This is a genomic window from Brevibacterium sp. CBA3109, assembly GCF_040256645.1.
In the GTDB taxonomy this organism is placed as follows: domain Bacteria; phylum Actinomycetota; class Actinomycetes; order Actinomycetales; family Brevibacteriaceae; genus Brevibacterium; species Brevibacterium koreense.
In genome coordinates this window covers 2,677,583-2,690,127 of record NZ_CP158281.1, presented here as the reverse complement: position 1 = coordinate 2,690,127, position 12,545 = coordinate 2,677,583, and the positions used below count along the sequence as shown (strand labels likewise).

The window sequence follows — 12,545 nt, the reverse complement described above, 5'->3', positions numbered from 1 at the left end:
ACAAGGAAATGGCGACAGGATCCTTCGGTGATTGAGCCTGTCAACGAGTGCTGTAAGTTGTTGGCTGTGACGTTATTGACCGCACGCGACATTCGCGAAATCGCCGCCGACATCGGTCTGCGCCCGACTAAGCAGAAGGGGCAGAACTTCGTCATCGACCCCAATACCGTGCGCTCGATCGTTGCGTCCGCGAAGCTTGCCGATCACAGCAGCGTCGTCGAGATCGGTCCCGGCCTGGGATCGCTGACGTTGGGTCTGCTGGAAGCTGGACACCATGTCACCGCCGTTGAGATCGACGATGTCCTGGCCGCACGCCTGCCTGCGACGGTTGAGAAGTATGGGCAGACTGCAGCCGCTGCCGACGAGACCGCGAACTTCGAGCTCATCAACGCCGATGCGCTCAAGGTCACCGAGTTGCCGACGGCCCCCGACGCGCTGGTCGCGAACCTGCCCTATAACGTTGCGGTCCCAGTGCTCCTGCATTTCCTCGAGGTCTTCCCGAGCCTCACGTCAGTCCTCGTCATGGTCCAGCTCGAGGTCGCCGAACGCCTCGCCGCGGGCCCTGGATCGCGCACCTATGGTGTGCCCAGCGTCAAGGCTCAGTGGTATGGCGACGTCACTCTGGCCGGACGCATCGGCAAGAACGTGTTCTGGCCGGCCCCGAACATCGACTCCGGACTCGTCCACATCGACGTGACCCGCACCCACCGTGACCCGGATCAGCGACGTCGCCTGTTCAGTGTCGTCGACGCAGCCTTCGCCCAGCGTCGCAAGACCCTGCGCGCGGCCCTGGCAACCTGGGCCGGGGGTCCCCAGCGGGCAGAAGAGCTCCTGCGCGCTGCAGGCATCGACCCGAAAACGCGCGGCGAAGCCCTCGGCGTCGATGACTTCGAACGACTCGCCGCAGCGGGCGCAGCATCGGAGCGCGGCGCGACGTCGATGAATGCCGCCGCGGGTGCGACTTCGGGCAACACCCTCACACCGGACGACGAGGACACACCCGAAAACCCACAGGAAAGCGCACAGTCATGAGCGCGCAGCTGCACTCGAGCCCCACGACCCTGACGCCGGTGAAGGTGCGGGCACCGGGCAAAATCAACGTCCACCTCGGTGTGGGCACAGCTGGCGACGACGGCTACCACGAACTCGCGACGGTGTTCCAAGCGCTCAACCTCAATGAGACCCTGACCCTCGTCCCCGGCGGCAGCGCCTCGATCGTCGTCGGCGGCCGATACGCAGACGCCGAGGTGCCCCAGGACGAGTCGAACTTCGCCCGCAAGGCCATCAACCTCCTCATCAGCGCCCTCGAAGACGAACGCGATGTCGACGTCCTGCGCGACCTCGACATCGTCATCGACAAACAGGTGCCCGTCGCCGGTGGCATGGGCGGCGGATCGGCCGACGCGGCCGCAGCACTGTGCGGTGGGGCCCACCTCATCGGGGGAGTCGACGAGTCGATCCTCCATGACTGCGCGGTCGCCGTCGGCGCCGATGTCGCCTTCCTCCTCCACGGGGGAACGGCCATCGGCCATGGCCGCGGGGAGAAACTCACCCCCGTCCTGACCCGCGGATCATTCCACTGGGTCATGGCCACCTCGTCGAGGCAGCTGTCCACGCCGGCGATCTACTCACGTTTCGACGAACTCACACCCGACCCCGAACCGGCTGTCGTGCCCGCCGATGTCCTCGCGGCGCTCGCCGCCGGCGATCCGGACATCTTGGCGACGGCGGCAGCCAACGATCTGACTGATGCCGCGATATCGGCGATGCCCGAGCTCGCTGAGGTGATGGAGGCCGGGCGCGACGCCGGTGCGCTCCTGCCCCTGCTCAGCGGCTCGGGTCCAACGATCGGCTTCCTCGCCCGCGACGCCCATCACGCACTTGAACTTGCGGTCCTGCTCCAGGCCACGCGCGGAGTCAAGGAAGCGCTGCGAACCACGGGCCCGGCCCCCGGCGCTCATGTCATCGACCACCTGTGAGCCATCCGTCATCGACCACTTCTGAGCCATCGACCGTTCCCGAAAGCTGCGTGTCGGTGAACTCGGACCACAGGCAAACCAGCTGGTGGGATTCACTGCCCGGATAGTGGCCCAAACTTAGTGAACGTGGCAATGTGGGAGACATGACTTTGCCACATGAAGATGTTGACCCAGACGGCCTGCTCGAATACTCGGTGGTCTTCACCGACCGATCGCTGAACCACATGTCGGGGCGATTCGTCTCCGTGATGCAGGACATCAATCGCGTTCTGCGCGAGGCATACGACGCCCATAGCGTGGCCATCGTCCCTGGTGGCGGCAGCTACGCCATGGAATCCGTGGCCAGGCAGCTCGCGGCGGGCAAGAAGTGCCTCGTCGTCCGCAACGGACTGTTCTCCTTCCGCTGGTCACAGATCCTCGACGCCGGCTCCATTGCCAGCGAGACGACCGTGCTCAAGGCCTCACCGCTCAGCGACGAGCACCAGTCGGCCTGGGCTCCGGCCCCCATCGCCGAGGTGGTCGCCGCCATCGAGCGCGAACGACCAGCCGTCGTGTTCGCACCCCACGTCGAAACCGCGTCTGGGATGCTCCTGCCCGATGATTACGTCCGCCAGGTCGCCGACGCGGTTCACGGTGTCGGTGGAGTCTTCGTCCTCGACTGCATCGCCTCGGGTGCCGTGTGGGCCTCTCAGACCGATCTGGGCGTCGACGTCCTGATCAGCGCACCACAGAAGGGGTGGAGTGGTTCACCCTGCGCCGGCTACGTCATGCTCAGCGAAACCGGGCGTGCCGCGGTTCAGGAGTCCACCTCCTCGAGCTTCGCCATGGATCTGAAGAAGTGGCTGTTCATCGCCGACGAGTACGAAGAGGGTCGGGCGCCGTATCACGCGACGATGCCGACCGATTCGCTGGCGCACAACGCCAAGCTCATGCTCGAGACCGAGGAGCGCGGCTTCGACAAGCTCTCAGCCGCCCAGTTCGAGCTCGGCGACCGGGTCCGCACAGTCTTCGCCGATCGTGGACTGCCTTCTGTCGCGGCTCCGGAATTCGCCTCGCCCAGCGTGGTCGTCGTCCACACAGACAACCCGAAGCTGGCCACCGGCGCGAGCTTCAAGGAAGCCGGAGTCCAGATCGCTGCCGGAGTTCCTCTGCAGTGCGACGAGCCGGAGGACTTCTCGACCTTCAGAATCGGTCTCTTCGGTCTCGACAAGCTCGGCGACATCGACGGTTCGATCTCCCGTCTCGAGGCCGCACTCGATTCGATCGGCGTGACGCCGCAGGGCTGATGCTGCTTGCTTCGTCGCGGAGGCGCGGGTAGCACCACCGTAGGCAAGCGCGACGCCATGTGACTCACTCCGCACACCAAGAGCGCCAGAACACCCCGTTGCACGGGGAGGTTTTGGCACTCTTAGTGTGTGATGATCGCCGGGCAGCTTGGTCGCCGCAGCGGGGAAGAGGTTGTCCCTCACTGCAGGCACTATTCCTACCCGCAGTTCCGCTGCACACACTCAGCGCCAAAACGTCCCGTTGCACTGGGGTCTTTTGGTCCCGTTGGTGCGTGGTGTCGAGTGGTGCGTGGTGTCGAGTGATGCGGGGTGTCGAGGAGGAGATGCTCGGTTGCCCAGGTGTTCGCGACTCGGGCGAAGGCTGACTGTACTCGGGCGGAGGCAAACTGTGCTCAGGCGGTGCTGCCGGATGCTGCGCTCAGGCGGTGGAGCCGAGGGCGACGACGTTGTCGGCGAGGCGTTCGTTGTCGCCGTACATGAAGTGGTTCTTCATGTTTTCCGAGAACCGGCTGGCATCGGTGGTCAGGCCGACCGCCTCGGCGACCTCACGGATGTGCATCGGCGTTGCGCCGCAGCACACGCCGATGTAGTTGGTGCCCAGGTCGTAGACTTCCTTCGCGAAGGAGCCGATCTCGTAGCGGTTCGTCTGCAGCGGATCGAGAGCCGTGGGGAAGGTGCGACCATGCGGCGAGTGCACTGCGGCATGAGGGTCGGAGAGATTGAAGAAGGTGGGCTCATCTGCCGTCGTGCGGTAGGGGATGGGCAGGGCACCGACGTGACAGGACACGGCCGCGCGGATCTCCTTCAGCCATGGCAGCATCGTCGCGGGTCCACGGAAGCAGTTGAGGCCGACGACGTCGACGCCCAGCTGCTCGAGCTTCTGTGCCGTCTCCACGATGCCCACACCGTCGGCCATCTGCTGAAAGGCCATGGGCGCGAGGGTGAGGACGACGGGCAGCCCGCTGGCCTTGGCGATTTCCGCCGCAGCGATGGCCTCACCGGCGAAGTAGAACGTCTCACCGATGATGAGGTCGGCGCCTTCGTCCACGGCCCAGCCCACCATCTCGGTGAACATGGCACGAACCTCGGCCTGGCGATCTGCGTTCTCGGGATCCCAGATGTTGGAGTTCGAGATGTTTCCGGCCATGAAATTGCCGGGCTTTGCGTCGGCAACGCTGCGGGCGATCTGCAGGGCGGAGCGATTGAGAGGTTCGAGCAGGTCTTCCTTGCCGATGACCCGCATCTTCTCGCGGTGGCCGTTGTAGGTGAAGGCTTCGACGATGTCCGAGCCTGCGCGCTGGAAGTCCACGTGCAGGGACCGCAGAGCGTCAGGGAATTCGAGTGCGACCTCAGGCACGAATTCTCCGGCGGACAGATAGCCGCGCTTTTCGAGTTCGAACAGGAATCCTTCGGCGCAGATCACTGGTCCGGCGTCGAGGCGTTCGGTCAACGGGTTGGGCTGAGTCATGGGTGCTCTCCGTAAGGAAGGTCGAGGACAGGCGATTGAACTCGCTCAGGCGCAACGCCCGAACTCTTCGCATACAACCATCTTCGGCGGAGTTGCCGACGTCACATCGACATAATGGAGTCATATGACGGTCGAAGTCGTCTTCTAGTGACTCCGAAGCTTCATATTGCTAGGGGAGGGGCCTACGAAGAAGTCTTCTCCGAGTGTCTGCCGGGCTTCGGACGCAATAGCGCAAACGGGGCGAGCAGCAGTCGGGTCACGGTCGAGGAATACCAGCGCAGGGCTCTCTCGATCGGGCCCCAGGACAGTACATATGTGATGAGCAGTGCCAGGACGAGACAGATGATGAGGATCAGGGGGGTGCTGAGCACGTCCTGGGTGTCATCGAGGAGAGGCTGGAGACCGCGGACGACGAACCCGTGGACGACGTAGATCGCCAGGCTGTGGCGGCCGATCTTGGCAATGTACGTGTCCTTGTCGCCCACCCACATGAGCAGCATCAGAGTCATCAGAACAGAGCCGATGTCGATGATGAGTCGGAGGCCGACGCCTTCCGGAATGCTGACGTCGAAGTGAGCGAAGTTGAGGCTGCCGTAGAACCAGTAGTAATCGACGTTGTCGAGATAGAAGTAGCCGATCGTGCCCAGTGCGGCGGCCGTGAAGAACAGCTTCTGCCAGATGCGCAGGCTGCCGGCCCAATCGAGGATCTGTTTGCCGTAGAGCTTGCCGATGACGAAGAAGGGCCAGAAGATCATGGACCGCGAGGCCGAGAGCTCCATGTCGAGGATCGGCAGAATTCCGCCGAAGAGCCCCACCACCACCGAGGTGACGAGGACCGTTCGCGGGAATCGTTCGATGAACGGCACGGTGATGATCCAGTACGCCATGGACAGCAGGAACCACGAGTACCAGAACGGAGTCAGGAAGCTGTAGTCGGGATCCAGATCGAAGATCCACATCCACCCCCACAGCAGGGGCAGCACGGTGAACAGCAGGACCAGGAAGGTCAGGACGCGTTCGGGCAGCCTCGTCGACTTCGCCGTGATCCCTGCCAGGAAGACGAAGGCTGGCATGTGGAACGAATAGATGAGGTACATCGGCGCACGGAGGACGTCGTCATCCCAGGGTCCGGTCCTGGCCAGCAGGTGGCCGAGGACGACGGTGAAGATGAGGATGCCTTTGGCGCGGTCCAGTCTGTGATCTCGTGTGGGCACCACGCCACGATAGCGTGCTGGGCCTGCGAAACATAAAGATTTCACACTGCTCCAAGGCAGAGGTCAGGTGCCAATCAGCGTGGAAGCCGCCGTACTCTCAGCTCGCGCAGGCGACGCAGGTCGGGGCGTAGGGGCGGATCTCCAGCCGCACCTCGGGAATGGGTTTCCCGCAATTGGTGCAGATTCCGAAGGAGCCGTCATCAAGTCTCTGCAACGCCTGCGCGATGGCGCTCAGACGCTCCTCGGACTGGCGCAGCAGAGTGTCTGCCTGAGACCGTTCGAAGGCGAGGGTCGCCCCTTCAGGGTCATGCTCATCGTCGCTGTTGTCACCCTCGCGTGCGGCCGAGAGATCCTTGATGTCCGAGGATAGGGCGGCGATGAGCCGTCTGGTCTCGGAGTCTTCGGCATGCAGGAGCTCCCGCATCCGATCCGAGTCGACCATCACCCCTCGTCCCCGTTCTCCATCAGGCGTCGAGGGTCTCGTTGGCTTCGAGCCAGCGCTCTTCCAGCTCGGTCATTTCGCCCTTGAGCTCCTGCAGGGATGAGGTGAGTTTCTGCAGTCCCTCGAAGTCGGTCTGGTCATGGTCGGCCATCTCATCGTGGGCTCGCGCGATCCGTTTACTCAGCTTGTCCATGCGGCGTTCGATCGAGGAGACCTCTTTCTTCGCCGCCCTGGCCTCGGCCCCGGAGAGCGTGTCCGCCCCTGTGCCGGCGGACGCACTCGCACCGCCAGGATTGGAGCTTGCTGCGCCTCTGCCGGAGACGGTTCCCTTCGATCCACCGGATTTGGCGCTGTCGGCGCGCAGCTGAAGGTATTCGTCGACGCCTCCTGGCACGTGCCGCAGGCCATGATCGAGGATCGCGTACTGCTGATCGGTGACTCGTTCGAGCAGGTACCTATCGTGAGAGACGACGATCAGAGTAGCCGGCCAGGAGTCGAGGAGGTCTTCCATCGCCGCCAACATATCGGAGTCGACGTCATTGGTCGGCTCATCGAGGATGATGACATTGGGTTCGGACATGAGCAGCAGCAGCAGCTGCAGCCGGCGCTTCTGTCCTCCGGAGAGCTCTTTGACACGCGCTGAGAGGTGCTCCTTGGCGAAGCCGAGGCGTTCCAGGAGCTGTGCCGGGGTGTAGTCCTTGCCCTCGATGGTGAAGCTCGTCTTCGATTCCGACAGAACTTCACGCACCTTCTGCCCGGCGATTGCGTCCAGTTCCTTGAACTGCTGGTCGAGGACTCCGACCTTCACGGTCTTCCCGCGCTTGACTCTGCCCTCATCCGGTTCGAGCTCACCCGAGATGAGACTGAGCAGGGTCGACTTTCCAGCACCGTTGGGCCCCAGGATTCCGGTGCGTTCGCCAGGACCGATGCGCCAGGTGACGTTGTCGAGGATCTGCTGGTTTCCGAAGCTCAGGGACACATCGAGGAGGTCGACGACGTCCTTGCCCAAACGGGCGGTCGCCATCTTCTTCAGTTCGATCGGGTTGCGCACCTCCGGGACATCGGCGATGAGCTGGTTTGCTGCTTCGATTCGGAACTTCGGTTTCGAGGTGCGGGCAGGGGCACCTCGGCGCAGCCATGCCAGTTCCTTGCGCATGAGGTTCTGGCGCTTCTGCTCAGTCGCGGATGCGATCCGGTCACGTTCGACACGTTGGAGGACATAGGCGGCGTATCCGCCCTCGAAGGGTTCGACGATCTGGTCGTGGACCTCCCACGTCTTGTTGCAGACCTCATCGAGGAACCACCGGTCGTGAGTCACCAGCAGCAGAGCTCCGGAGTTCTTCGCCCATCGGTTCTTGACGTGCTTGGCCAACCACGAGATGCCATCGACGTCGAGGTGGTTGGTCGGCTCATCGAGAATGAGCAGGTCCCAGTCTTCGATGAGCAGTGCCGCCAGAGCCACACGTCGGCGCTGACCGCCGGAGAGGCTGCCGATAGTGGCATTCCAATCGAGGTCGGCGATGAGGCCTGCGATGATGTCGCGTGCTGCGGCGTCGCGGGCCCATTCGTGGTCGTCCATGTTCCCGACAACGGAATAGCCGACGGTCGCTTCGGAGTCCATGGTGTCGCGCTGGCTGAGCATGCCCAGACGCATTCCGCCGCGGTAGGTCACTCGCCCGGAATCGGGCGCGATGGTGCCGGCGAGCATGCCCAGCAGGCTCGACTTGCCGTCGCCGTTGCGGCCGACGATGCCGATCATGTCCCCGGCGTCGACGCCGAGCGTGACGGAGTCGAAGACGATGCGGGTGGGGTATTCGAGGTGCAGGGCTTCAGCCCCGAGAAGATGTGCCATAACGCCCTCTAGCCTAGAGCACGAGCCGTCTGGGACCAGCATGCGCGGGTAGTCGGCGGGTAGTCCGGGGACCAGAGCCAGAGTCGGTGTCCGGGGTGGGGCGAATGCAGGGGCGGAGCCGAGTGAACATGAAGTTATGTTGCGTTTTCATATCGGTGTCGAGGAATCCGATGCTATTGGCCCCTGATTAGGGCCTGAGTTGCATTAGACTGACGGGAAATTCATTGAAATATGAGTGATCATCCAGTGGTTTCACAAATTCGGCGGAGGACTCCGTGCCTCGATCGACGCCATTGTTGGTCGTGAGAAACTTGAGAAAAGAGTAAAAGTGAAGAAGCTTGTATCTGCGGTGTCGATTGCCGCCGCATCTGCCCTCGTGCTCTCCGCCTGTGGCTCAGGAGACAGCGGCGATTCGAAGGCCGAAGATTTCCTCGGCTGCATGGTCTCGGACTCCGGTGGCTGGGACGACCAATCGTTCAACCAGTCGGGCCGTGAGGGACTGCAGGCTGCGGTGGACAACCTCGGCATTGAGGAATCACTGGCCGAGTCGCAGGGCGACGCGGACTTCAAGCCCAACGTCGACAACATGATCCAGCAGGGCTGCAACCTCACATTCGGTGTCGGGTTCCTGCTCGAGGACGCGATCCAGGAGGCTGCTGAGGCCAACACGGACCTCAACTTCGCACTCATCGACTCCACCTTCTCCGACGCTGACGGCAAGCCTGTCACCCTCGACAACGCGAAACCCGTCGTCTTCAATACCGCCGAAGCCGCCTACCTGGCAGGCTACGTGGCAGCGGCATCGTCCGAATCCGGCAAGGTCGGCACCTTCGGCGGCATCCAGATCCCCTCGGTGACCATCTTCATGGACGGATTCGCCGACGGTGTCAAGAAGTTCAACGAAGAGAACAAGAAGGACGTCAAGCTCCTCGGCTGGAACAAGGAGAAGCAGGACGGATCGTTCTCCGGTGACTTCGAGAACCAGGGCCAGGGTCAGGCACTGACCAAGCAGCTCATCTCGCAGGGCGCCGACGTCATCATGCCCGTCGCCGGTCCTGTCGGACTGGGTGCAGCCGCTGCTGCGAAGGATGCCAAGGACGTCAAGCTCATCTGGGTCGACTCCGACGGATACGAGTCCACCGAATACGGTGACATCATCCTCACCTCGGTGGTCAAGCAGATCGCCAATGCCGTCGAGGACACCGTCGCCGAAGCCCAGGAAGACAAGTTCACCTCCGAGCCCTACGTCGGCACTCTCGAGAACGAAGGCGTCGGACTTGCTCCCTACCACGACTTCGACGACAAGGTTCCCGAGGACGTGAAGAAGAAGGTCGAAGAGCTCAAGAAGCAGATCATCGACGGATCGCTGACCGTGGATTCCGAGAGCACACCCAAATAAGCGAATAGGTTAAACTGCAGGGCCGAGTTCTTTCGGCCCTGCAGTTTTCGAATTTTTGAGGAGTACCGGAAGCAGTGAAACTCGAGCTTCGCGGGATGACTAAGGTGTTCGGATCGTTCGTGGCCAACGACCACATCGATCTCACCATCGAACCGGGCGAGATCCATGCCCTGTTGGGTGAGAACGGCGCCGGAAAATCCACCATGATGAACGTCCTCTATGGACTCTACGACGCCGACGGGGGAGAGATCCTCCTCGACGACACGCCTGTGACCTTTGCCGGTCCGGGGGACGCTGTGGCCGCCGGCATCGGCATGGTCCACCAGCACTTCATGCTTGTGCCCGTGTTCACCGTCGCCGAATCGGTCGCGTTGGGCTATGAGCCGACGAAGTCCCTCGGACTCATCGACCTCGCGGAGGCGCGAAAGAAGGTCAGGGAGATCTCGTCGAGATTCAACTTCAACATCGACCCTGACGCCCTCATCGAGGACCTGCCGGTCGGTGCCCAGCAGCGCGTGGAGATCATCAAGGCTCTGTCCCGGGATGCGAAGATCCTCATCCTCGATGAGCCCACCGCGGTGCTCACGCCACAGGAAACCGATGAACTCATCTCGATCATGCGTCAGCTTAAGGAGCAGGGCACCTCGATCGTGTTCATCACCCACAAGCTGCGTGAGGTGCGGGCAATCGCGGACTCCATCACCGTCATCCGCCGCGGCAAGATCGTCGGAGAGGCCTCCCCCGAGTCCACCGAGGCGGAGCTGGCCAGCCAGATGGTCGGTCGTGCAGTGTCCCTGACCACGGAAAAGGAAGTCGCCGTCCCCGGAGACGCCACCTTCGAAGTCCGTGGCCTCACCGTCGTCGACAAGGCAGAGAACATCGTCGTCGACGACGTCAGCTTCGATGTTCGCCGAGGTGAGATCCTCGCGGTCGCCGGCGTGCAGGGCAATGGTCAGACGGAATTGGCTGAAACCATTATCGGCCTGACCGAACCGCGGCTGGGCACGATCACGCTCGACGGGAAGAACCTCGTCGGACAATCCGTCAAGGACCGGTTGGGATCGGGCATCGGCTTCGTCCCCGAGGACCGGTCCACCGACGGCATCATCGCCGAGTTCACGATCCGCGAGAACATGATCCTCGACGTCTACGACCGAGCTCCGTACGCGAAGGGCCTCAACCTCAAGTCCGCGGTCATCAATGAGGAGGCGAAGAAGAAGGTCGAAGAGTTCGACATCCGCCTCGGCAGCGTCGTCGACCCGATCGCGACACTCTCCGGCGGAAACCAGCAGAAGGTCGTCCTCTCCCGTGAGCTCGGCCGTGACCTGCGCCTCTTCATCGCCAGCCAGCCCACCCGCGGCCTCGACGTCGGTTCGATCGAGTTCGTCCACAAGCGCGTCATCGCCGAACGTGATGCTGGCACACCATGCCTCATCGTCTCGACAGAACTCGACGAGGTCTACGGGATCGCCGATCGGATCGCCGTTATGTACTCGGGTCGCATCGTCGGCGTCGTCGGTGCCGACACCTCGCGCGAAGCGCTGGGTCTGATGATGGCAGGAGTGCCGGCCGAAGAGGCATTCGCGGCCACATCCGGCAGCACCGCCTCTGACACAGCCGCCACCGCGGCACCTGACGAGAACTGCGCCACCACCTCGGCGGAGGAGACCAAATGACAACTGACATGTCCCCGGCAGCACCATCGCCGGCTCCACCATCGACAGCTGAGCCGGGAGAGGGCAAACAGCAGAACCTGCTCCAGGAGATCCTGTCCGGGTCGTGGTTGGTTTCGGCGCTGTCGATCGTGGTCGCACTCCTCCTCGGCGGTGTGCTCATCGCCGTGTCCAATTCCGAGGTCATTGAGGCAGGGAAGAACCTATTCGCTGCCCCAGGCGCCTTTTTCTCGACCCTGTTCTCCACAGTCGGCGACGCGTATTCGGCGCTGTTCCGCGGAGCTGTCTTCGATTGGAACGCCCGCACCACAGAGCGTGCGATCCGTCCCCTGACGGAATCCATGGTCAGCGCCACCCCGCTCATCCTCACCGGGCTGGGCATCGCCATGGCCTTCCGTTCGGGCCTGTTCAACATCGGCGGCCAGGGGCAGGTCATCCTCGGCGCGACCATCGCCGGCTACCTCGGATATGCCCTCCATCTGCCGCCTGTCGTGCATATGCTCATCGCCGCGATCGGCGGCATCATCGGCGGCGCAGTCTGGGCCGGCATCGCCGGTGTGCTCAAGGCGCGGACCGGAGCCAACGAGGTGATCGTGACGATCATGCTCAACTCCATCGCGGGCTACCTGCTGGGCTACCTGCTCAAGCAGAGCTGGTTCACACACACCAACTCGGCGAACCCACAGTCACGCACGCTCGACGATTCTTCGCAGATGTTCCTGCTGCTGCCGGCACCGTTCCGTCTGCACTTCGGGTTCATCATCGCCATCCTCGCAACGATCTTCGTCTGGTGGCTGCTGGAACGCTCGACGATCGGCTTCGAGTTCAAGGCAGTCGGTGCCAACCCGCACGCGGCCCGGACCGCAGGCATCTCGGTGTCGAAGGTGACGATCCTCGTCATGATCGTCGCCGGAGCACTCGCCGGACTCGGAGGAGCAGCTCAGGTGCTGGGCACCGAATACAAACTCACCGGCGGAATCAGCGGATCGATCGGCTTCGACGCCATCACCGTTGCCCTGCTGGGACGATCCAAACCCTTGGGGACGTTCTTCGCGGGTCTGCTGTTCGGCGCGTTCAAGGCCGGCGGCTACCTCATGCAATCGCAGACCGGGACCCCCATCGACATCGTTCTCGTCGTCCAGTCTGTCATCGTCCTGCTCATCGCGGCCCCGCCACTTGTGAGGTCGATCTTCCGGTTGCCCGCACCGGTGCTCAAGCGGAAGGAGGCCTGA

10 protein-coding genes are annotated in these 12,545 nt (G+C 63.0%); 6 read left to right on the top strand and 4 right to left on the bottom strand.

The features are described 5' to 3' along the window. The first annotated feature begins 66 nt into the window (after positions 1 to 66). The 3 genes from rsmA to AAFP32_RS12295 all read left to right on the top strand — a co-directional run bounded on the left by rsmA (position 67) and on the right by AAFP32_RS12295 (position 3,265). Entirely contained in the window at positions 67 to 1,032 is a 966-nt protein-coding gene (rsmA, locus tag AAFP32_RS12305) for a 16S rRNA (adenine(1518)-N(6)/adenine(1519)-N(6))-dimethyltransferase RsmA (RefSeq protein ID WP_350269353.1), read from the top strand. After that, positions 1,029 to 1,979, top strand: a complete 951-nt coding sequence (locus tag AAFP32_RS12300; protein WP_350269352.1) for a 4-(cytidine 5'-diphospho)-2-C-methyl-D-erythritol kinase — start codon at positions 1,029 to 1,031, stop codon at positions 1,977 to 1,979. The genes rsmA and AAFP32_RS12300 overlap by 4 nt, the downstream gene beginning before the upstream one ends. 143 nt (positions 1,980 to 2,122) lie before the next feature. After that, positions 2,123 to 3,265 (top strand): alanine--glyoxylate aminotransferase family protein, encoded by a 1,143-nt coding sequence (locus AAFP32_RS12295; protein WP_350269351.1) that lies wholly within the window; start codon positions 2,123 to 2,125, stop codon positions 3,263 to 3,265. A 418-nt stretch (positions 3,266 to 3,683) separates the two neighbouring features. Here the strand turns inward: AAFP32_RS12295 and AAFP32_RS12290 are convergent, their stop codons facing one another. From AAFP32_RS12290 to AAFP32_RS12275, 4 genes are all read right to left on the bottom strand, one after another. Continuing rightward, positions 3,684 to 4,733, bottom strand: a complete 1,050-nt coding sequence (locus AAFP32_RS12290; protein ID WP_350269350.1) for a homocysteine S-methyltransferase family protein — start codon at positions 4,731 to 4,733, stop codon at positions 3,684 to 3,686. A gap of 182 nt (positions 4,734 to 4,915) precedes the next feature. After that, positions 4,916 to 5,947, bottom strand: coding sequence for an acyltransferase family protein (locus AAFP32_RS12285; RefSeq protein WP_350269349.1), 1,032 nt, complete (start codon positions 5,945 to 5,947; stop codon positions 4,916 to 4,918). 97 nt (positions 5,948 to 6,044) lie between these two features. Continuing rightward, positions 6,045 to 6,389, bottom strand: coding sequence for a TraR/DksA family transcriptional regulator (locus tag AAFP32_RS12280; protein WP_350269348.1), 345 nt, complete (start codon positions 6,387 to 6,389; stop codon positions 6,045 to 6,047). A gap of 22 nt (positions 6,390 to 6,411) precedes the next feature. After that, complete coding sequence (locus AAFP32_RS12275; protein WP_350269347.1) at positions 6,412 to 8,241, bottom strand: ABC-F family ATP-binding cassette domain-containing protein; 1,830 nt, start codon at positions 8,239 to 8,241, stop codon at positions 6,412 to 6,414. 328 nt (positions 8,242 to 8,569) lie between these two features. Here AAFP32_RS12275 and AAFP32_RS12270 point away from each other — a divergent pair, with 328 nt between their 5' ends. The 3 genes from AAFP32_RS12270 (at position 8,570) to AAFP32_RS12260 (ending at position 12,545) form a co-directional block, all read left to right on the top strand. Then, positions 8,570 to 9,640 (top strand): BMP family ABC transporter substrate-binding protein, encoded by a 1,071-nt coding sequence (locus AAFP32_RS12270; protein WP_350269346.1) that lies wholly within the window; start codon positions 8,570 to 8,572, stop codon positions 9,638 to 9,640. A 74-nt stretch (positions 9,641 to 9,714) separates the two neighbouring features. Beyond that, positions 9,715 to 11,316 (top strand): ABC transporter ATP-binding protein, encoded by a 1,602-nt coding sequence (locus AAFP32_RS12265; RefSeq protein WP_350269345.1) that lies wholly within the window; start codon positions 9,715 to 9,717, stop codon positions 11,314 to 11,316. Next, positions 11,313 to 12,545: an ABC transporter permease gene (locus AAFP32_RS12260; protein WP_350269344.1), complete on the top strand. Its 1,233-nt coding sequence runs from the start codon at positions 11,313 to 11,315 to the stop codon at positions 12,543 to 12,545. The genes AAFP32_RS12265 and AAFP32_RS12260 overlap by 4 nt, the downstream gene beginning before the upstream one ends.